Source organism: Mesobacillus selenatarsenatis SF-1 (genome assembly GCF_000813125.1).
GTDB lineage: Bacteria > Bacillota > Bacilli > Bacillales > Cytobacillaceae > Mesobacillus > Mesobacillus selenatarsenatis.
In genome coordinates this window covers 1-20616 of record NZ_BASE01000031.1, presented here as the reverse complement: position 1 = coordinate 20616, position 20616 = coordinate 1, and the positions used below count along the sequence as shown (strand labels likewise).

Genomic DNA, 20616 nt, shown 5'->3' with positions numbered 1-20616 from the left:
CATGATAGAAAGAGGAGAATTTAATAGATTCTCCTCTTTTAATTTTGCTTATAAGCATGTAGTTTACATCACTTGAGTAATGCCCCGATTGCTCCGCTGAATTCCCCGTTCTGCAGAAATGTTGGTTCCAGCCCCGACATTTTACAATAAAAATCAAGGCATTCTTGCAAGGGCTTATTACCTGCCAGCGTACTTCCGATAAAAATAACTCTTTTTGTATTGTGTAGAGCAGCTGTTTGTACGGTTAGAAGCGTGATGGTCTCTGCTATCATATTCAAAACTGAAGACACTTTGTCGGCCGCAGAACTTGATGAAATAGCTTCAGTCTTTGCGAAGTTGCTCGCAGTTAAATCACCAGGAATTGGTGGTTCTTCTGGATGATAGATATCCTTTACCAGAAGGTCAACGTTTCCTTTTTCACCGGCTGCAGATAAACTCACCAGACTTGTAAAATCACTCGGTTCGGCAAGAAGATTCCCCATTCCCATAAAAGTACCACCGCCAATTCCGCTGCCAAGAACCCTGTCATAGTGCTCGCCTTCAATTTTAAACCAGGAAGTGCCTGTACCAATATTGATGAGCAGGTATTTACCAACACTAGGCAATCCTTCCTTCATCATTAAGTAATTCGCACCTTTAAATGCTGCGGTAAATTCATCGATAATCTCTGATTCCGGAAAGAATTCGGCTTTAATTTTTCCTGCTCTCCCGCCTGTAAGGGAGACCCTTTTGTTAGAGGAAACAAGTTTCAGCCACCCTAATACATCATCCATTTCTCCAATCGGTTGTTTCCGGAAATTCAATCTGCCATTTTCTTCATACGCTATTTTAATTAATGATCCTCCAGCGTCTATGCCGATCATATTATACATGATGTCTCCCCTTTCATGGGAACTTTACCAAGTTAACCTTTTTTCTATTGTAAGTCTTTGAAAACATTGAAAGCAAAGAAAAGCGGCAGTCATTTCCCTGCCGCCTTCAGAATGTGTATTGTTTGTACCTTTACTTTAGCAAAGCTTTTTTATAAAAAGGAACTGGGATTGGGACAGTTGGCCAGTAACTATACTGACTACACAATGACCCCTATTAGTCTGCCTTGATAGGCACGACTTTTCCATCCTCAATCGCTGCGACGATCAGCTCGGCTTCAAATCCACCATTAGGGTCGATCTTTGGAATGACATATACTTTTTTGTCTTCTGGAAGATTATCCAAACCATCCTGCATATGCGCCATGATTTTTTCTGGATCATCTACTGATCCTGCTGCTTTTATCGCTTCAGCGAAAACATACATTGCAATATAATTCAAGCCAGCTTCTGAACCTGGATCCTCATTATATTTTGCCTGATAATTCTTCACGAATTCTGGAATGCCTGGACTGTCAGAATTAACAAGCGGCATTACTCCAATCGCTCCATTAAGGACATCATAGCTGCCAGTAACCTTCTTCATTTCATCGAACTTTGCCTGGTCCATGACAATGAATCCGCCTTTGAAGCCTAGTTCTCTCGCTTGTTTGGCAACTTTTGCGGTTGGCTCAGACGGTCCGCCGATAAACAATACATCAGGCTTCTCCTTCAGGGCATTGGTTATGATCGTAAAGAAGTCAGTATCTTTCGCGAAGTCAATAGAAGAGTTATACACTACTTCTCCGCCTGCTTTTTCCCAATGAGGCTGCAGCTTTTCTGCCCAGTCCTTTCCGTATTGTGAGGCAGTCGGCAGGAAGGCGATTTTCTTGCCGAATTTCTCCATTGAATAATTTGTGAATGGCTCAAGATAGCCATCATAACGAGGAGGGATTCTCACTGTTAATTTATTGCCGCCTTCTGTTACCTTAGGTTCACTAGTGTAGGCGCCAATAACGAATTTTTCCTGCTGGTTAAACACTTGCATTGCAGCCACTCCGCCACTGTGTGGTGTGAAAATAATCGGTGTCTTGTTTTCCTGCATCAGTCTCTTGGCGTTCGCTCCTGCCTCATTTGGCAAATATTTGTCATCTAGCGAGACGATATTGAATTTATATTTTTTGCCATTTACCTCAACTCCGCCGGCATTGTTAATTTCTTCGGCTGCCATTTGTACACCGTTCAATGTCCGTTCTCCGTAAAAGGCTGCAGGTCCGCTTAACGGCCCCGTATATCCTATGTTAATAGTACCTCCTCCTGATGCTTCGCCGTCCAATCCTCCCGTATCCGTTTTTTCAGAGCTGTTGCAAGCGGCTAGGCTAAAAATCAAAGAAAACATCACACTTAAGACCAATAAAAGTTTAGATTTCTTCATTTGCTTTTCCCCCTTAATTAGATTTCTTAATATTCAGAAATATTATAATGAACCGCTTCGCAACCACCTCCCTAAATAAAGAAGTTGCTCTAAGCACCGATATAAGCTTTCTTAATCTCATCATTCGCGAACAGTTCCTCTGAAGTACCTTCAAGCACAACAGCACCGTTTTCGAACACATAGCCTTTATCAGCAATCCTCAAGGCAGCATTTGCATTTTGTTCCGCCAGGAGAATAGTGGTGCCTTCACGATTGATGGTTTTAATTACTTCAAACATCTGCTCTACAATCAACGGAGCAAGCCCGATTGATGGTTCATCGAGAAGCATCAGCTTCGGTTTAGCCATTAGTGCTCTCCCGATGGCAAGCATTTGCTGCTGACCTCCACTCAGTGAACCAGCCATATCAACCTGCTTCTCTTCTAAAATAGGGAAAAGTTCGAATACGTGCTTCATCGATTCCTTTATCCCTTTTTTATTCTTTCTGTGGACATAGGCTCCCATCTTCAAATTCTCTTCTACTGTCATTGATGGGAAGAGTTTACGCCCTTCTGCACACTGGACAATGCCTGACTGTACAATTTTATCTGGAGAGCGTTTGTTAAGGGGTTCACCTTCAAATTCGATTCTTCCAGAAGACGCCTTGTTCAGCCCGCTTATCGTCTTGAATATTGTGCTCTTTCCTGCCCCGTTCGCCCCTAGCAAAACAACAATTTGACCAGGAGAGACCTCTAGATTCACATTATGGACAGCTGTGAAGCTTCCGTATTTAACTGAAACATCCTGCAGTTTAAGCACTTGCGCTCCCTCCCAGATAAGCCTTGATGACAGCAGGATCATTCTGGATCTCTTCAGCAGTACCCTCCGCGATTTTCTCTCCGTAGTTGAGAACCATAATTTTGTCTGCCAGCTTCATGATCATTTGCATTTTGTGTTCAATCAGGCAGACAGTAATCCCTTTATCGACCATTTTCTTCATTAATTGTGCCAACCCCTCAGTTTCATCAGGATTAACACCGGCTGCAGGCTCATCAAGGAAAACAATTTCTGGATCTGTCGCCAGAGCCAGCGCAAAGGCCGTTCGCTTTTTTTCTTCCTGAGTCAGGCTGCCAACCAATTTCCCTGCAACTTTTTCTAACCCGGTAAAGTTTATCACTTCGAGGGCCTTTTCACGGCATTGTTCTTCTTCTCTTTTCAACCTCTTTGTTCTTAAAACAGCGTCCAGCAAATTGGACTTTGTCCTCAATCTGTGTCCGACGACCACGTTGTCAAGTACAGTTGACTGTTCAAACAGATTGGTAGTTTGAAAGGTGCGTGCAATTCCCATTTCAGCTATTTTATTAGGAGGCATCCTCGTAATATCCTGACCTTTCAGAATAATGCTGCCTGAACTCGGAGGGTGGAAGCCGCTTATCAAATTGAAAAACGTAGACTTGCCGGCGCCATTAGGACCGATGATGGCATTGATCTTCCCTTTTTCAACTGTAAAATCCACATTGTTCACAGCTGTCAGGCCGCCAAATTTCTTCGATAAACTCTTTGTTTCAAGGAACATTCTTATCCCTCCTTCACCTGATTTTCTGCCGAGATTGGGCTTTGTGAAAATCGTTCGTCCTGTTGGGCTTTTGCAAGCTTTTTCTCAGCACGTTTTGCATTCCATCCGGCAATCGAACCTGCGATTCCTCGTGGGTAAAAGATTACCAGCAGTGTAAGAATCGGACCGAATATAAGCATTCGATAATCCTGGAGAAATTGCAGCTGCTGTGAAATCCAGACGACCAGAACTGTTCCCACGATCGGGCCTGAAAGCGTTCCGATTCCGCCAATCAACAGGTAGGTCAGCAAATCAAACGTGATGACGATGTTGCCAATATCAGGACCAATGAAGCGGATGAAAGAGGCGTATAGTGCTCCTGATAATCCAGCAAAAAAAGTCGAGAGTACGAATACTTCGAGTTTATTTTTCATTGTTGATATACCGATTGTTAGGGCGAGGTCCTCACTATTGCGAATAGCAATGTAAGTCCTTCCGGTCAGGGAATGCACGATACGGTAGACAATCAGAATCACAACTAGCAGAATCGCAAGGACAAGGTAATATTGTGATAATGGTGTTTCAAAGGAAATCGGCCCGATATTTCCTGGTGCTGGTATGCCGATCAGACCTCGGACTCCTTCTGTTAAGCTATCCCACTTATCAATGATAAGGTAAAGGATATACCCTACACATAGCGTATAGATGGCAAAGAAATGCTCTTTTGTCCTGAGTGCAATCAGGCCAATCAAAAAGCCAAGAACACTGGTAATAATCAGGGAGAGCACAAAAGCCAGCCAGAAATTCATCTGGGCTTTTACTGTCAAAAGCCCTAATGAATATGCCCCAACCGCAAAGAATCCAGCATGTGCCAATGATAAATATCCTGTGTAACCGGCCAGAAGATTAAGCCCATACACACCAATCATCCAGATAAAAGAGAGAGTCATGACATGGATGAAATAGTCATTTTGGGTCACAAATGGAAAGACGATGGCAAACAGTATGAGTACTGGAATGATAAATCTTTTATTAATGATATTTGCCACTAGTGTCCCCCCTTTGCAAAAAGGCCTGTTGGTTTTACGGATAGAATGACCACCAGCAGGATGAAAGCGATGATGTCTTTATAATCGTTTGAAATATACGTTGCTCCCAGGCTTTCGCTGAACCCTAGAATGTAGCCGCCGATGATGGCTCCCGGAATACTGCCCATTCCTCCGAGAATGATGATGACAAAAGCTTTTAAAATGACCAGCTGCCCCATGCCCGGAAAAACCAGATTGATAGGCGCAGCCAGAGAGCTGGCGATCGCCGCAAGCCCTCCGGAGATCAGGAACGTCAGCATCGCGACCCGATTCGTATTGATTCCCACAAGGTTAGCGCCGTCACGGTCCTGTGACATGGCGATGATGGATGCCCCTGTATAAGTCTTTTTCAGGAAAAGGAATAGCAGTACCATGACGGCAATCGCCGAAATGATGATCAGCAATCTTTGCAAGGTAAAGGTCAATCCGAATAACTGTACGACCTGGCCATATGGTGTGGGCATTGTTTGATAGTCAGCTCCCCAGACATACTGAGCAAAAGCTTCCAGAAACAACAGAATGCCGATCGCAGCAATTTTGTCGTGAATAGGCGGTGCATGCCTTAATGGGTAAAAAACTAAACGTTCCATCAGCACACCAATAAGTCCGACAACAATGACAGAAACCAGGATAGCCAGCCAATAATGAAGCCCGTACTGAACCATCATCATCAAGGTGATATAGCCACCCATCATATATAGGGCACCGTGGGCGAAATTCGGGATATGAAGGATACCGTAAACTAGAGTTAGTCCGAGGGCTACTAATGCATAAACACTTCCAATCGTAAGCCCATTGAACAGCTGCTGAACCAAAATCTCCATCAAAATCCTCCTTATAATTTGATAGCTGCCTTCGACGGAGTGCTTTTACCTCACCTGTTTTTCAGCTTTTTCCCGTTCTTCCTCCTGTAATTTACGCCATAGGATCTTGCCGCTGCTTGTCATTGGGAACTGTGACCTGAACTCGACTTCACGGGGATATTTATAGGCTGCCATATGCTGTTTGGACCATTCGATGATTTCATCTTCACTTATTTCTCCATCGTACCCCTCATTTAGAATCACGAAGGCCTTCACCGATTCACCTCTTCTTGGGTCTGGAATACCAACCACCACAGCTTGCTGTATGGCTGGATGCTTGTAAAGATAGGATTCGACTTCTGTAGGCCATATCTTATAACCGGAGGCATTGATCATTCTTTTGACGCGGTCGACCATGAAGTAGTATCCTTCTTCATCAAAACGGCCAATATCCCCTGTTCTGAAGAACTTCTTGCCGTCAATGTCAATGAATGAATTCCTGCTTTCGTCTTCCCTGTTGTAATAACCAACCATTACCTGCGGGCCATTCACAACGATTTCACCAATCTCTCCTGCACCAAGTTCTTTTCCGGTTGATGGTTCAATGACTCTTGCATCGACATCAAAAGACGGAATTCCAAGGCATTGCATTTTAGGCCTGTCAGGCGGGTTGAAGTGGGTCTGAGCAATGGTTTCTGAAAGTCCATATCCTTCCACAAACCTTAGGCCTGTAAGATTGTATAATTTTTCTCCAACAGCCTCGGGCAGTGCCGCTCCGCCGCCTGAAATCGAGGTTAATGTGGCGATGTCTTCTTGTTTCAGTTTCGGATTTGCAAGGAAATCGACAATCATTGTTGCGATTGCCACCCAGTGCGTGCATCCTTGTGATTGAATCAGTTCAACTGCTGCTTCGCGGTTCCATCTTGTCATCAGCACCATTGTGCTACCTGAATAGATAGGCATATGCATGCTGTGAACCATACCGGTAACATGAAACAATGGGAGGGTGGTTAAATGAACTGCACTGGTGGTAGAGCTCGACCAGTGATACGCACCAATGGTATTCGCCTGAACGGTACGGTTTGTATGCATACAGCCTTTTGGCAGGCCAGTTGTCCCAGAAGTATAAGGTAGCACAACAAGATCTTCTGCCCGGGTCTTATGGATGTTAGGTTCATACTGCGCATCAATGGATTCCTTCCAGTGGAAGTGTCTTGGCTGATCATATAGCTTTCTTGCTGCCACTACCTCCGGAGGCACTATGCCGTTGAATTCATCCCCTTTATAATCAGAATAAGCGGCAACAACCACATTATTTAATGGAGTTGTTCCTATGAGAGGCTCGACCTTGTCATAAAGTTCCTGGCCAACAAGCGCGGAATTGATTCCACAATCCTTGATGTAAAAGCTCAGCTCTTCAGCGGTCAGCATTGGATTAATAGGCACCACGACTGCATCTGCTCTTGAAATTGCATAGAATCCAATCACGAATTGAGGTGAATTTTGCATGAACAACAATACTCTTTCCCCTTTAGTAACACCCAGCTTCTGTTGAAGGAAACCTGCCAGTGCGTTGACCTCTTCATCAAGCTCCTTGTAGGAAATTGAATTTCCATAATAGTAGATCGCGCTTTGGTCTGGATAACGAGCTGCACTTACTTTCAAATTTTCATATAGTGATGTTTCTGGCAATTTCAGAGATTTAGAGATTTTTGGCCAATGCTTAAAATGAAGATTAGGCATCATTTATCCTCCTTATTTCTTACTCAACTGGTTTAAGAGAACTTCTGTTTTTAAAAGCCTTTGCGGCATCTCTGATTGATTTCTTGGCATCTGGCAGGAATTCTGTCATTCCAAGGAATCCATGGAGCATTCCAGGAACGCAGACATATTCTGTTTCTACTCCGGCATTATTCAGTTTCATGGCAAAGTGTTCGCCGGCATCGCATAGAGGATCAAGCTCTGCTGTCATAATAAAAGCTGGCGGAAGCTGTGCAGTGACATCATCGGGAATCAGCATCGGTGCGGCCAGAGGATTTTGTGTATCAGCTGGTGTGTTCAGGTATTGTTCACGGAACCAGTTCATTGTGGACTTCGTTAAATAGTATCCTTCGCCGTATTTTTCGTAAGATGGAGTATACTCAAATCCTGTAGACGGGTAAAACAGCATTTGGTAAGCAATCGACGGTGTCTGTCTTTCGACTGCAAGAAAGCTGACAACAGCTGCAAGATTTCCTCCTGCACTATCCCCCGCGACCGCGATAAAGTTTTCATCGATATTCAGCTCGTGAGCGTTTTCAAACACCCATTGAGCAGCTAGATATGAATCTTCTACTGCAACCGGGAATTTGCTTTCTGGTGCAAGACTGTAATCAACAGAAACTACTATACATTCAGCTTCATTAGAAAATGTGTGGCATAGAGCATCATGAGTTTCGATGTTGCCGATCACCCAGCCGCCTCCATGATAATAAACTACGGCTGGAAGCTTTGACTCTCCAGCACCTTGAGGTGTATAGATCCTGATATCAATTTCTCCGTTAAATCCTTTAATTTTCCGATCTGCCGTTTTAGCCTGCTTTTCAGCTCTGCTCATTTGTTTAGCAGATTGTTCAAATCCCTTTCTTGCTTCCTCCAATGGCAGCTGTTCCAGTGGCGGAACAGGGTTATTGGCAAATGCTTCAAGTAACGCCTTTACTTCCGGTTTTAATGACATAATCTGTCCTCCTTTTTATGTAAGCGTTATCATTTTATATTGCAATAATTCTTTTTTTATCTATAAGCATAGGAACCTTATTAAATATATTTTGCTGGGAAACGAATTCAATTTCCTTGTCAAATCCATGGTTGCTCAGCATTCGACCTACTCGGGAAGCTTTTAGGATATCATCACTATTTTGATTGTGCCCATGGTAGAAACTGTACGCAGCATAGGCTGAATCAGTTAGGAAGAACTCGTCACCGAATTGCTTGATGAGGCAGTCAATGAAGCAGCCTGCTCCATGGAAATCTTCGACATTAAATTCATTGGAAGAACCCGAGCAGACCACCACGATCGTCTCTCCCTGATATTCTTTTAAAATATGATTGGCGACTGCCTCGCAGTTCAGTAGCGAAGCAGCATAAACCGCATTCGCATCGGCGGAATTTCTGAGAGCAACTGTTCCATTAGTGGTAGAAAGAATGACAGACTTCCCTCCTATCTTCTCTTTCAATTCTAGTGGATTTGGCGATAGAAACCCGTCGATTGTTTTGCCTTGATACTCCCCAACCAGAACGAAACTGTCATTTTCCATGCCGGCAGCTTCCTGTTCGGCTGCCTTTCCATCCAGGACAGGGATCACTTCTTTCGCACCGAACTCAAGTGCTGACGCGATAGTGGAAGTAGCCAGCAGAACATCGAAAACAACAGCGATTTTGTTGTCAGCCATTTTCTGTTTATCAATGTCCTCTTTTTTTAGCAAAAGATGAACTTTCAACAGCATTCAGCCCTTTCTGTCATTTTTTTTCTGAGGTGTAAAGAGCATATTGGATTAGGCTGCTGACAAATGCATCAAGGTGCGCAAAGCGGGGATCCTTCGTCTGTCCCTTTTTCCACCTGTAATAGATTTGCTGGCAAATGACAGCAAGCTTGAAATAGGCAAATGTTTGATAAAAATTCATGTTAGCCAGATCCCTGCCGCTTATTCTTGCGTAATTCTCCATAAATTCATCACGTGTCATGAACCCGGGAGTTACCGTGACCGGCGCTTTTCCCATCCCTTTTTTCAAAAGATCGGGGTCTTCGGGTTGTATCCAATAGCTCATCGCAACACCCAAATCGGCAAGTGGATCACCTACAGTTGTCATCTCCCAGTCAAACAATCCAACCATTTCAGTCATTTCCTCATTGAACATGGCATTGTTCAATTTGTAATCATAATGGATGATTGATGGCGTTTCTGATTCAGATACATTCTTCAGCATCCATTGCTTCAACTGCTCATCACCTTGAACGATATCCGTTTCCGCCCGTTCATACCGGCGGATCCAGCCTATTACTTGCCTTTCCATGAAGCCTTCGGGTTTGGTCATTTCCGTAAGCTTTGTTTTCGTATAATCAATGCTGTGCAGCTCTACAAGGTGGTTGACCATCGTTGCTGACAGAGACCTGCATATCTCTCTGCGAGGCGTAATACCTTCCGGGAAATCAGTGTCAAGAACAATACCGCGTTTTCTTTCCATTACAAAAAATGGGCTGCCGATGACACTTTCATCTGCAAACAAATATGGTTTTGGAGCCGCCCGGAAATGGGGGCTGATCTCTTTCAGGATTTTATATTCCCGTTCCATATCATGCGCTTTTGGGGCAACGGGACCGAGCGGGGGACGCCTTAAGACCGCCTCCCAGTCACCCATCTTCAGCTGGTAGGTTAAATTAGATTTTCCAAAGCTGAATTGCTCGATCGTCAGGTTTTCTTCAGGAAGATTCGGCAATTGCTTCCTCAGGTAATTTTCGATAGCGCTGGTATCTAATTCTTCTCCTTGCCTGATTGGAATCGTATCAGAAGCCATGAGTACCATTCCTCCTTATAAGTGAAATTTTTATTCTCGTTCGATAATGGTGGCGATTCCCTGCCCGCCGCCGATGCAAGCAGTGATCAGCGCGTACCGCCCGCCTCTTCTCTCAAGCTCGTAAACAGCTTTCGTGATTAGTATTGCTCCTGTTGCTCCCAATGGATGTCCATGAGCAATCGCCCCGCCATTGACATTGACTTTGGCTTTATCCATGGTTAGCTCCCTGTCACAAGCAATCACCTGTGCAGCAAATGCTTCGTTAATTTCGATGAAGTCCATGTCATCGAGAGTCAGGCCAGACTTTTCAAGCACTTTTCTGACTGCTGGTACAGGTCCTATGCCCATGATCTTTGGATCCACCCCGGCTACTGCCTGCTCCCTTACGACCGCCATTGGTTTCACACCCAATTCTTGTGCTTTCTCCCTTGACATAACCATCAGCGCTGCGGCCGCGTCATTCAGGCCTGAACTGCTTCCTGCTGTGACCGTTCCATTTGGTAAAAAGGCTGGCTTAAGTTGGGCCAGGGTTTCCATAGTCGTTTGCGGCCGCGGGTGCTCATCCTTGTTGAAAATGACTGGTATCCCTTTTCGGACAGGTATCGTAATCGGCACAATTTGTTCATCAAATCGTCCTTCAGACATCGCTGCTGCCATTTTTTGCTGACTGGAGAGCGCGAATTCATCCTGTTCTTCCCTGCTAATTGAATACTTTTTTACTAGATTTTCCGCTGTGATTCCCATTGGCGGATCGCCGATTTCTTTTGGTGAAAGCTGGGACTTCCTGAAGCTTGGAGGCACAGGGCTGTAAGGTCTTTCTGGTTTATCCATTAAATACGGAGCCCTGCTCATGCTTTCGATGCCGCCAGCAACATAGACATCACCAGCCCCCGCCTTAATTGCCTGGGCCGCAAGATTGACTGCATTTATTCCCGAGCCGCACTGGCGGTCGATCGTCAGGCCGGGCAGTGCAAGCGAAAGACCTGTTTGCAGAGCTGTCAGCCTGGCTATGTTGCCGCCGCCGCTAATGACATTCCCCATGATGACATCCTCGATCATTTCAGGCTGTACATTTGCCCTCCTGATAGCTTCATTGATTACCTCAGCTCCGAAGACATGGGCAGGTACAGAAGCAAGCGCTCCTCCCTGCCTGCCGATTGCTGTCCTAACCGCAGATACAATCACTGCATTTCTGTTCATGGATGCTGCCTCCTTTTACAGTACGTGTGTTCCGCCATCGACGACTACTATATCCCCGGTAATATAATCCGATGCTGATGCTGCCAGGAATACTGCTACACCCTTGAGGTCAGTGTCAGAACCAAATTTCCGGAGTGGAGTTCCCTCGAGAATGGCCTGGCCGCCTTTTTCAAGTAAACCCTTGGACATCTTTGTCGGGAAAAAACCTGGTGCAATCGCATTGACATAAATGCCGCGCGGCCCCCATTTTGCTGCCAGATCCTTTGTAAAAGTAATGACAGCACCTTTGCTGGCGTTATATCCAATGGCATCCATCACCTTTGGGTTGGAGCCTTTAAGCCCAGCAACCGACGCGATATTGATGATCTTGCCTGACCCTTGCTCTAGCATCACTTTTCCAGCTGCCTGTGACATTAAGAATGTTCCTGTCACATTGACATTCAAGACTTTTTGCCATGCTTCAAGCGGCATTTCTTCCGCTGGTGCGCCCCAGGAGGCTCCGCTGTTATTCACAAGGATATCGATCCTGCCGAATCTCTCGACGGTCTGTTCTACTACATTTTTCACATCTTCCGGGTTGGTGATGTCACATTTCAAAGCCAGGGATTCAACTCCGATCTCCTTCAGCTTCCCGCTGACTTCTTCACAGGCGTCTACTCGCCGTGAGCAAACCACGACATTGGCACCCGCTTCTGCGAAACCAATCGCGATTTGTTCTCCCAGTCCTCGTCCTCCGCCAGTGACAATCGCTACTTTTCCTTTTAGTGAAAACAGTTCAGATACATGCATAGATGTTTCCTCCTTACAGATATTTTTTCAGTTCATATCTTGCTATCGCTCGTTTGTGTACTTCATCAGGACCATCTGCGAGTCTTAGTGTCCTGATATTCGCCCATGCAGCTGCGAGCGTAAAGTCATCGCTTACACCTGCAGCTCCGAATGCCTGGATTGCCCTGTCGATGATTTTGAGTGCCATATTAGGAGCGACCACCTTGATCATCGCGATCTCTGCCTTGGCTTCTTTGTTCCCGACTGTATCCATCATGAACGCAGCCTTTAGTGTAAGGAGTCTCGCCTGCTCGATATCGATCCTTGCTTCCGCGATCCACTCCTGAATTACACCCTGGTCGGCGAGCTTTTTTCCGAAAGCAGTTCTTTGGAGAACTCGTTTTGACATCTCTTCAAGAGCTCTTTCAGCGGCACCGATCGTTCTCATACAATGATGGATCCTCCCCGGTCCGAGACGGCCCTGGGCAATCGCAAAGCCCTTTCCTTCACCCCATAGCATATTGGAAGCAGGAACTCTTACATTCTTGTATTCTATTTCCGCGTGTCCATGAGGCGCATGGTCGTACCCGAAGACGGGAAGGATTCTTTTAATCGTTACTCCCGGTGTATCAAGAGGAACAAGAATCATAGATTGCTGCTCATGCTTCGGGGCTTCAGGGTCATTTTTACCCATCACAATAGCAATCTTGCAGCGTGGATCACCAGCACCTGAAGACCACCATTTCGTTCCGTTAATGATATACTCATCTCCATCACGGACGATGCTTGCCTGTATGTTCGTTGCGTCGGACGAAGCGACGTCTGGCTCTGTCATCGAGAAGCAGGACCTGATTTCGCCATCCAGGAGAGGCTTTAACCATTGTTCCTTATGCTCTTCAGTTCCATAACGGACAAGGACTTCCATATTGCCGGTGTCAGGCGCAGCACAGTTGAACACCTCTGGTGCAATACTTGACCTTCCCATAATTTCGCAGAGCGGTGCATATTCGAGATTGGTGAGACCTTCGCCGTATTCGCTCTCTGGTAAAAACAGATTCCAGAGCCCTTTTTCTTTCGCCTTCACCTTCAGTTCTTCCATGATTGGGGGAACTTTGGAGAATGGGTCATGTTTGTCAATTTGTTCTTTATAAAGCTTTTCATTCGGATAGACATATTCATCCATAAACTCAGTCAGCCTGGCCTGATATTCCTTGACCTTGTCTGTATGGTTAAAATTCATCCATTCCACCTCTTTCTTTTTAATACTAACTAGTAGGTATGTTCGCTTTTTAATAATCTTTTTCCAGTTGAGCAGCTATAATGTTCTTCTGGATTTCCGATGTACCTTCATAAATTCTTGTGATTCGAGCGTCACGGAAATATCTTTCGACTGGATAATCAGAAATATAACCGAGTCCTCCGTGAACCTGCACTGCTTTATCTGCGACCCTGTTATAAACCTCCGATCCATAGAGTTTCAGCATGGCAGCTTCCTTTATAACCTTCTGGCCAGAATCAACCATCCAGGCAACTCGGTATGTAAAAGACCTGAGCGCTTCGATTTCAACCGCCATTTCCGCCAGCATATGGCTTACTGCCTGATGCTTGATAATCGGTTTATCGAACTGGATCCTCGCTTTCGCGTAGGCTACAGACATGTCAAGGAGCTTTTGTGATGACCCCAAATTTCTCGCTGCAAGGCCTGCCCTTCCATTGGCCAGGATTTTTAAGGCATTTACATAGCCTTGGCCTTCATTTCCAAGAATATTTTCAACTGGGACCTCGCAATCCTCGAACACCAATTCAGCCGAATGTGACCCTTTCAGGCCCATCTTCTTTTCAACTTTGCCGAGCTTGAAGCCGGGAAAGTCCTTCTCAACGATGAATGAAGTAATTCCTTTTGCTCCTTTTTCAGGGTCCGTCACTGCCATCACTGTATATACATTCGCCTCTAATGCATTCGTAATATAGTGCTTCAATCCGTTCAGCACATATTTATCGCCTTTTTTCACAGCTGTCGTTCTCAGGTTTGCTGCATTCGAACCGGCATCAGGTTCTGTCAGGGCAAAGGCACCGATTTTCTTTCCGCTGGCCATAGCGGGCAAATATTTTCGCTTTTGCTGTTCATTGCCCAACTCGACAATCCCGACTGTGCCAATCCCGGTATGGGCTCCAATCAAAGTCGTATAGCCATTGTGCGTCTGGCCGATTTCCTCATACAGGGCACATTTCTCCACCATGCCGATTCCAAGTCCGCCGTATTCCTCCGGTATGCTTAGTCCGAAGAGGCCCATTTCCCTGGAAAGCTGGATGATGTTTTCCGGAATTTTGTCTTCTTCTTCGATCTGCATCGCCACAGGCTCGACTTCACTCTGGATAAAATCACGGACATTTCTTTTTAACGCGAGTAAATCCTCGTTAAAATCAAAGTTCACTATCGTTTAACACCTCGTTTCTGCTATTTTTTAATCTGCGAAATCGAAAGTAAGTCCATAATTGAACCGATAATCCTAAGATTTTGTGTTAATTCCTGAAAACTCGTTATACTCCTAAATGGCATTCATCGCCACGGCTATAGCAATAAACCCCGCAAATCTCTGCCGGGTTTTAGATTATTAAGAAGCATACCGATGATAGAGGATGTCTCCCTTAATGACTTCATTGCCATTTTGATTGACAGCTCGAACGTGGAATGTGAGGATGTTCTCATTTTCCTCAGCCAGCTCAGCCTGGAGAGTGACTACATCATTCAGGAACACCATTCCTTTAAAACGAATCGTATAATCCTGAATGAATCCTTCCTCGTAAAATTCGGTGAAAAGCTTTCCCAGGTTGCCCATAGTCCACATACCATGAGCGATGATTCCCGGAAGCCCAACTTTTTTCGCCTCTTCATCGATTGTATGGATAGGGTTGTAATCTCCTGAAGCACCGGCATATTTTATCAGGGTGATCCGGTCGACCGGATCCAGCTGAACTTCCTTCAGGGATTCGCCTACCTTCAATTCTGCCAAGCTACTCATCCAATCAGCACCTTCCTTACCGCTTCGGTGATAATGACAGTTTGCGTGGAGGAAAAGACTTGTTTTCCCATTTCGTCTTCACCAAAGCTTTCTAATACTAGGAAGCCCATTTCACCCTGGGTTCCTTTCTTTTCGAAATAATTTTTGATTACCGAATAACAAGTTATTTCTTCACCTACAAGTAAAGGGCGTTCGTAATGATAAGTCTGTTCCCCATGGATCAGGCCTTTATTAGGAAGGTTCAGTCCTTGTATTGTTCCGTAATCGAAAACCCTTGGAAAAGTAGGCGGGGCAATGTTCCTTTTATATCTGGAGTTTTGGCCGGTTCCCTCATCAATGAAAATGGGGTGTAGATCTCCGAGGGACTCAGCAAATTTCTTGACAGCGCCACGTTCCACAATGTTTTTTACTTTATTGGACTGTTTGCCAATATGCTCTTTAAACACTTACTCTTCACCTCACTTTAGTTTTTTGGACCCCCAGCCACATAAATGACCTGGCCGTTGACAAAGGATGATTTTTCATCAGCAAAGAAGGCTACTGCATTGGCGATATCCGCCGGTTTTCCGCTCCTGCCGACCGGAATGCTCGCGACACTGTGTTTAATCAGGTCATCAAACGAGATTCCGATTCGCGCTGCTGTTTCTTTCGTCATTTCCGTCTCGATAAAACCTGGAGCGACCGAGTTGGCTGTGATTCCATAACGTCCAAGCTCGATTGCAAGTGTTTTAGTGAAACCCTGGAGACCTGCCTTTGCAGCTGCGTAATTTGCCTGACCTCTGTTTCCGAGTGCGGAGGTTGACGAAATATTGATGATCCGGCCATATTTCTGTTCAACCATATACTTCTGAACTGCTTTCGCTGCATTGAATGAACCTTTCAGATGGACGTCCATGACCGTTTGCCAGTCAGAATCACTCATTTTAAAAAGCAGGTTATCGCGGATGACCCCGGCATTGTTCACAAGGATGTCGACAGAACCAAAAGTGTCATGCACTTCTTTCATTGCCTGTTCAACCTGCCCGGAGTCCGTCACATTCGCTACTTTGGAATAAACTTCATATCCCTTCTCACGTAACTCGTTCGTTGTTTCCGCCAATGCTTCTTCATTCAAGTCAATAAAAGCAACCTTTGCTCCTTCCTCGGCGAAAAGCTGAACGATTCCTTTTCCGATTCCTCTGCTGCCTCCCGTCACAAAAGCAACTCTTCCCTCAAATCTTCCTGCCATTCTAGTTCCTCCTCTATCTATTAAACTGTTAACGCTTTCATTTGTTCGTTATACAAACTGGCCGATTTTCACATGCCCTTTCAATAGGTCCCTGGCGATAATCATGCGCTGGATTTCATCCGTGCCGTCGTAAATTCTCCAAAGTCTTGCTTCACGATACCATCGCTCGATTGGCAATTCCCTTGTATAGCCCATACCGCCATGAATTTGCATGACGCGGTCGACAACCCTGTTCCCCATGTTGGAGCCATACAATTTTGCCATCGATGCCATATGCCTGTTATCCTCACCGGCATCCAGTGTATAAGCAGCATTGAGCACGAGCCATCTTGCGGCTTCGATTTCCACGGCTGAATCTGCAATCATCCACTGGATAGCTTGTCTTTCCGCAATCGGTTTGCCAAAGGTAATGCGCTCTTTGGAATAGTCAATCGCCATTTGCAGCAAGCGTTCCGCTGCTCCGATCGCCCTGGCACCAACAACCCATCTTGCAAACCCAATCCACTCCAGTCCCAGTTTATAGCCGCCATCGACTTCACCCAGGATATTTTCCTCTGGTACGCGGACGTTATCAAACACCAGCCCAGCCGGCCCCCATTCGCCCATCGTATGTATGAATTCTGATTTCCAGCCCATATCCCTGTCGACTATAAAGCAGGTCACGCCGTCACGTCCTGTTGCCCTGTGTTTTTCTTTATCAGTGATCGCAATGACCATGACAAAGTCCGCTTCATTTCCGCCTGTTATAAATGTTTTCTCGCCATTAAGGACCCATTCATTTCCTTCTTTTACTGCTGTCATTTTAATATTTCGTGTATCGGACCCTGCACCTGGCTCTGTCATCGCGAAGCAAGATTTTTTGTCCCCGTTGATGGTTGGGATCAGGTACTTTTGCTTCTGCTCTTCATTTCCATAATAAAGGATATTGTCGGCTGAACCGCCAAATTGGAAAGGCACGAACGTTTTAGATACTTCCATTAAAACGATGGCCATCATCATCTGTCCCAAATCTGCACCGCCATATTGTTCCGGTGTATTGATGCCCCAGAATCCTGCCTCTTTAGCTTTCAGCTGTAGCTCATGCAATTTTCCGGGAGGAAGGCTTGGACGTCCTTCTCTTTCATTTCTTAAAACTTCATTCTCGAGCGGTATTAATTCTTTCTCTACAAATCGACGAATCGTCTTTTGCACCATCTTTTGTTCTTCCGTAAGGCGTAAATGCATTCAAGTCACTCCCATCTTATTCTTGTATGTTGATATTCTATTAAAAATATATGTCTTAATTATTCATTACATACCTACCGGTTGGTATGTTAGTTTTATTTTAGAGTGAAATTTCTGAAAAATCAAGTTATTTATAAAAAAAGCAGGGATATCACCCTGCTAAAAATGAGGTAAATTATCGAGGTTGTTTTCTTTAATTCCATCAGGCTCACTCCTGAGAATATCGCGGCCATATTTATGGAATACATCCACATGTGCGAGTTTCCCCGCTTTAGCCTCAGTAAGAGCAGAAACATAATCAAGTTCCCTTCCGCTTTCTGTTTTAAAAGCAATCAGATCGCCATCATCATTTTTACGGACGGCAATGATTTGTTCTTTTCCTGATTGTGGTGAGTTAGCTTCCAGTTCCGCTTGTCCCTGGCTTCGCTCCTTGTATTCATTGTAAATCTGGTTATAATCTTTGTTTTCCATAAAAAACACCTCCCGAACATATGTTTAGTCTTTGCTATAGGGAGGCTTTTATACAAATACTGTTTTCGTAAAGTTTGTTGTTAAAATCCAAAAGCCGATTTTACAAAAAAAGGGTGACAATAAGTCACTCCTCTAAAATGGCTGCCAAGCCAATGTCCTGGCCTTATTAAACCGCTGCTCGACTTCTTTCCAGTTAACGACGTTCCACCAGTTTTCAACATATTTGGCCCGTTCGTTTTTATACTGCAAATAATAGGCGTGTTCCCAAACATCCAATACGAGTAACGGGACAACATCCCATTGTGATAAATTCTGGTGTTTTTCTGCCTGGAGTATTTCCAGTCTGTGGGAACGTGGAGACCAAACAAGGATTGCCCAGCCAACAGCCTCAACATTTTTCGCAGCTTCCGAAAAATGCTTTTTGAATTGATCAAAGCTGCCGAATGAATCGTTGATTGCTTTTCCAAGCTGGCCTTTTGGCGAGCCGCCGCCATTTGGACTCATGATGTTCCAAAAGATCGTATGCAGATAATGGCCGGCACCATTGAAAGCTGCTTCTCTCTCCCAATGTTTAATCAACCCGAAATCTCCAGTCTGCCGTGCCTTCTGCATCTCTTTTTCAGCCTTGTTCAAACCATTTACATAGCTTTGGTGGTGCTTTGAATGATGCAGCCTCATGATTTCTTCAGCGATGACAGGCTCAAGTGCATTATACGCATATGGCAAAGGTGGCAGTTTATGTCCTCCTATTGGGACTGGCTGCAGTCTTTGGCCTTGCTGTCGATCATTTTCTGTTTCAGAATCATTTAAATAATCCGCAAGCTCGTCATATAAGTTTCTTGCTTGAACATATAGCTCTTCCTCATCCACGGAAGTTTCAGCTTGAACTTTCAGTGTTAAAAGTTTTTCTTCCCACTGCTTTAATGCGGTTTCTTTTGTTGAGTCTCTATGCTGTCCTTTTACAGAAGCCCATTTTGCTTCCATCTCCCTGCACCATTCCAGCAATGAATACCTAAACCAATACCCATTCATTATAATCCCTCCCCAAAACTGCATCCATAATCAAAATATGAATAGACTGGATTGGTGATTACAGTATTTTGGATTAAGGCTTACTTTGCTGCAGGAAAAAAGTTTATAATATGAATTATGTGAAGATTTATTTAAGAGAGGAGTTTTATAATGGCATACCCAAACACAGATGAAACAGTAAGCTTATTGAAGGAATTGGTTAGCATCCCAAGTCCTTCGGGAAATACGAATGAAGTTATTACATATGTAGAAAATTATTTAAAAGAGTTACAGGTTGAAACGAAACGGAACCGCAAAGGCGGATTGATTGCGACTCTTCCTGGAAAGGATCAGCAAAGCCACAGAATGCTGACTGCCCACGTTGATACTCTTGGAGCGATCGTAAAAGAAATCAAGCCAAGCGGGCGTCTAAAGCTTGATTTGATTGGCGGTTTCAAATACAACTCCATTGAAGGCGAGTATTGTGAAATTGAAACTTCAAGCGGCAAAAAGTTCACTGGCACAATACTAATGCATCAAACCTCCGTCCATGTTTATAAGGATGCCGGGAAAGCAGAACGCAACCAGGACAACATGGAAGTGCGTCTTGACGAAAAAGTACATAGCGTGGAAGATGTGAGGGCACTTGGAATTGAAGTAGGAGATTTTGTTTCATTCGATCCACGTGTTCAAACAACACCTTCAGGATACATTAAATCACGTCACCTTGATGACAAAGCAAGCGTGGCCATCCTGCTACAGTTGATCAAACAAATTAAGGCAGAGAACATCGAATTGCCATACACAACACACTTTTTGATTTCCAATAACGAAGAAATTGGCTATGGCGGGAACTCGAATATCACACCGGAAACCGTTGAGTATCTAGCGGTCGATATGGGCGCAATGGGTGATGGCCAGTCAACGGATGAGTACACAGTTTCCATCTGTGTAAAGGACGCGAGCGGTCCGTACCATTACGAGCTGAGGAAAAGACTGACACAGTTGGCAATCGATAATGAAATCGGCTATAAGCTGGATATTTATCCATTCTACGGATCAGACGCATCTGCCGCTATCCGTTCAGGACATGATATCATTCATGGACTAATCGGTCCTGGTATCGATTCATCCCATGCGTTTGAAAGGACACACAAGGATTCAATTGAGAATACAGCGAAACTGTTATATCACTACGTTCAATCTGAAATGATCTTATAAGAGTAAAAGGGTGACTGGCTTCGAATTGAAGTCGTCACCCTTTTTACGTGTGTACACCATAATTCATGCTGTTTTATTAATAAATCGAATAAATAATAAGGTTAAGTGCTGCTTTTACTAAAATGAAATCTACATTGAATTATGGATAATGCAGAGCCGTTGCTTTTCCCCAAATGGAATCCTCCACCGAATTACGGGTAATGCAAAGC

General features: G+C 44.6%; 21 protein-coding genes. 1 reads left to right on the top strand and 20 read right to left on the bottom strand.

What is annotated here, in order from left to right; genetic code table 11:
- Positions 1–68: 68 nt before the first annotated feature.
- From coaW to TY49_RS07010, 20 genes are all read right to left on the bottom strand, one after another.
- Entirely contained in the window at positions 69–872 is an 804-nt protein-coding gene (gene coaW / locus TY49_RS07105; RefSeq protein WP_041965214.1) for a type II pantothenate kinase, read from the bottom strand.
- 214 nt (positions 873–1086) lie between these two features.
- On the bottom strand, positions 1087–2283 hold the full coding sequence (locus TY49_RS07100) for an ABC transporter substrate-binding protein (protein ID WP_041965213.1): 1197 nt from the start codon (positions 2281–2283) through the stop codon (positions 1087–1089).
- An 89-nt stretch (positions 2284–2372) separates the two neighbouring features.
- Positions 2373–3080: an ABC transporter ATP-binding protein gene (locus TY49_RS07095; protein ID WP_041965212.1), complete on the bottom strand. Its 708-nt coding sequence runs from the start codon at positions 3078–3080 to the stop codon at positions 2373–2375.
- Positions 3073–3837, bottom strand: a complete 765-nt coding sequence (locus TY49_RS07090; RefSeq protein ID WP_041965211.1) for an ABC transporter ATP-binding protein — start codon at positions 3835–3837, stop codon at positions 3073–3075. The genes TY49_RS07095 and TY49_RS07090 overlap by 8 nt, the downstream gene beginning before the upstream one ends.
- Positions 3838–3839: 2 nt before the next feature.
- Positions 3840–4865, bottom strand: a complete 1026-nt coding sequence (locus TY49_RS07085; RefSeq protein ID WP_041965210.1) for a branched-chain amino acid ABC transporter permease — start codon at positions 4863–4865, stop codon at positions 3840–3842.
- On the bottom strand, positions 4865–5728 hold the full coding sequence (locus tag TY49_RS07080) for a branched-chain amino acid ABC transporter permease (protein WP_041965209.1): 864 nt from the start codon (positions 5726–5728) through the stop codon (positions 4865–4867). Before TY49_RS07080 ends, TY49_RS07085 begins: the two co-directional genes overlap by 1 nt.
- Positions 5729–5773: 45 nt before the next feature.
- Complete coding sequence (locus TY49_RS07075) at positions 5774–7450, bottom strand: long-chain fatty acid--CoA ligase (protein ID WP_041965208.1); 1677 nt, start codon at positions 7448–7450, stop codon at positions 5774–5776.
- A 19-nt stretch (positions 7451–7469) separates the two neighbouring features.
- Positions 7470–8423 (bottom strand): LipP1 family hormone-sensitive lipase, encoded by a 954-nt coding sequence (gene lipP1 / locus TY49_RS07070; RefSeq protein WP_041965207.1) that lies wholly within the window; start codon positions 8421–8423, stop codon positions 7470–7472.
- A 34-nt stretch (positions 8424–8457) separates the two neighbouring features.
- On the bottom strand, positions 8458–9192 hold the full coding sequence (locus TY49_RS07065) for a 2-phosphosulfolactate phosphatase (protein WP_041965206.1): 735 nt from the start codon (positions 9190–9192) through the stop codon (positions 8458–8460).
- Positions 9193–9205: 13 nt separating this feature from the next.
- Positions 9206–10261, bottom strand: coding sequence for a phosphotransferase family protein (locus TY49_RS07060; RefSeq protein ID WP_041965205.1), 1056 nt, complete (start codon positions 10259–10261; stop codon positions 9206–9208).
- A 30-nt stretch (positions 10262–10291) separates the two neighbouring features.
- On the bottom strand, positions 10292–11461 hold the full coding sequence (locus tag TY49_RS07055; protein WP_041965204.1) for a thiolase family protein: 1170 nt from the start codon (positions 11459–11461) through the stop codon (positions 10292–10294).
- Positions 11462–11476: 15 nt separating this feature from the next.
- On the bottom strand, positions 11477–12250 hold the full coding sequence (locus tag TY49_RS07050) for an SDR family oxidoreductase (protein ID WP_041965203.1): 774 nt from the start codon (positions 12248–12250) through the stop codon (positions 11477–11479).
- 13 nt (positions 12251–12263) lie between these two features.
- Entirely contained in the window at positions 12264–13469 is a 1206-nt protein-coding gene (locus TY49_RS07045) for an acyl-CoA dehydrogenase (RefSeq protein ID WP_041965202.1), read from the bottom strand.
- Between the two features lie 49 nt (positions 13470–13518).
- The gene (locus TY49_RS07040; RefSeq protein WP_041965201.1) at positions 13519–14664 is read right to left on the bottom strand and encodes an acyl-CoA dehydrogenase family protein; all 1146 of its coding nucleotides are present in this window, start codon (positions 14662–14664) and stop codon (positions 13519–13521) included.
- A gap of 180 nt (positions 14665–14844) precedes the next feature.
- Positions 14845–15252 (bottom strand): MaoC/PaaZ C-terminal domain-containing protein, encoded by a 408-nt coding sequence (locus tag TY49_RS07035; protein ID WP_041965200.1) that lies wholly within the window; start codon positions 15250–15252, stop codon positions 14845–14847.
- On the bottom strand, positions 15249–15698 hold the full coding sequence (locus TY49_RS07030; RefSeq protein WP_041965199.1) for a MaoC family dehydratase N-terminal domain-containing protein: 450 nt from the start codon (positions 15696–15698) through the stop codon (positions 15249–15251). The genes TY49_RS07035 and TY49_RS07030 overlap by 4 nt, the downstream gene beginning before the upstream one ends.
- Positions 15699–15715: 17 nt before the next feature.
- On the bottom strand, positions 15716–16480 hold the full coding sequence (locus TY49_RS07025; protein WP_041965198.1) for a beta-ketoacyl-ACP reductase: 765 nt from the start codon (positions 16478–16480) through the stop codon (positions 15716–15718).
- Positions 16481–16528: 48 nt separating this feature from the next.
- The gene (locus tag TY49_RS07020; protein ID WP_041965197.1) at positions 16529–17704 is read right to left on the bottom strand and encodes an acyl-CoA dehydrogenase family protein; all 1176 of its coding nucleotides are present in this window, start codon (positions 17702–17704) and stop codon (positions 16529–16531) included.
- Between the two features lie 159 nt (positions 17705–17863).
- The gene (locus TY49_RS07015) at positions 17864–18175 is read right to left on the bottom strand and encodes a DUF3892 domain-containing protein (protein WP_041965196.1); all 312 of its coding nucleotides are present in this window, start codon (positions 18173–18175) and stop codon (positions 17864–17866) included.
- Positions 18176–18307: 132 nt separating this feature from the next.
- A complete protein-coding gene (locus TY49_RS07010; protein ID WP_041965195.1) occupies positions 18308–19207 on the bottom strand; it encodes a superoxide dismutase in 900 nt (299 codons plus the stop codon).
- A 150-nt stretch (positions 19208–19357) separates the two neighbouring features.
- On the opposite strand from TY49_RS07010, the gene TY49_RS07005 reads away from it, so the two are divergent.
- On the top strand, positions 19358–20407 hold the full coding sequence (locus TY49_RS07005) for a M42 family metallopeptidase (protein ID WP_041965194.1): 1050 nt from the start codon (positions 19358–19360) through the stop codon (positions 20405–20407).
- The last annotated feature ends 209 nt before the right edge of the window (positions 20408–20616 follow it).

Bases quoted from the DNA above. Each gene is read 5' to 3' on its own strand.
- coaW (WP_041965214.1), bottom strand. From the start codon at position 872: ATGTATAATATGATCGGCATAGACGCTGGAGGATCATTAATTAAAATA.
- TY49_RS07100 (WP_041965213.1), bottom strand. From the start codon at position 2,283: ATGAAGAAATCTAAACTTTTATTGGTCTTAAGTGTGATGTTTTCTTTG.
- TY49_RS07090 (WP_041965211.1), bottom strand. From the start codon at position 3,837: ATGTTCCTTGAAACAAAGAGTTTATCGAAGAAATTTGGCGGCCTGACA.
- TY49_RS07080 (WP_041965209.1), bottom strand. From the start codon at position 5,728: ATGGAGATTTTGGTTCAGCAGCTGTTCAATGGGCTTACGATTGGAAGT.
- TY49_RS07075 (WP_041965208.1), bottom strand. From the start codon at position 7,450: ATGCCTAATCTTCATTTTAAGCATTGGCCAAAAATCTCTAAATCTCTG.
- lipP1 (WP_041965207.1), bottom strand. From the start codon at position 8,423: ATGTCATTAAAACCGGAAGTAAAGGCGTTACTTGAAGCATTTGCCAAT.
- TY49_RS07065 (WP_041965206.1), bottom strand. From the start codon at position 9,192: ATGCTGTTGAAAGTTCATCTTTTGCTAAAAAAAGAGGACATTGATAAA.
- TY49_RS07060 (WP_041965205.1), bottom strand. From the start codon at position 10,261: ATGGCTTCTGATACGATTCCAATCAGGCAAGGAGAAGAATTAGATACC.
- TY49_RS07055 (WP_041965204.1), bottom strand. From the start codon at position 11,461: ATGAACAGAAATGCAGTGATTGTATCTGCGGTTAGGACAGCAATCGGC.
- TY49_RS07050 (WP_041965203.1), bottom strand. From the start codon at position 12,250: ATGCATGTATCTGAACTGTTTTCACTAAAAGGAAAAGTAGCGATTGTC.
- TY49_RS07045 (WP_041965202.1), bottom strand. From the start codon at position 13,469: ATGAATTTTAACCATACAGACAAGGTCAAGGAATATCAGGCCAGGCTG.
- TY49_RS07035 (WP_041965200.1), bottom strand. From the start codon at position 15,252: ATGAGTAGCTTGGCAGAATTGAAGGTAGGCGAATCCCTGAAGGAAGTT.
- TY49_RS07025 (WP_041965198.1), bottom strand. From the start codon at position 16,480: ATGGCAGGAAGATTTGAGGGAAGAGTTGCTTTTGTGACGGGAGGCAGC.
- TY49_RS07020 (WP_041965197.1), bottom strand. From the start codon at position 17,704: ATGCATTTACGCCTTACGGAAGAACAAAAGATGGTGCAAAAGACGATT.
- TY49_RS07015 (WP_041965196.1), bottom strand. From the start codon at position 18,175: ATGGAAAACAAAGATTATAACCAGATTTACAATGAATACAAGGAGCGA.
- TY49_RS07010 (WP_041965195.1), bottom strand. From the start codon at position 19,207: ATGAATGGGTATTGGTTTAGGTATTCATTGCTGGAATGGTGCAGGGAG.
- TY49_RS07005 (WP_041965194.1), top strand. From the start codon at position 19,358: ATGGCATACCCAAACACAGATGAAACAGTAAGCTTATTGAAGGAATTG.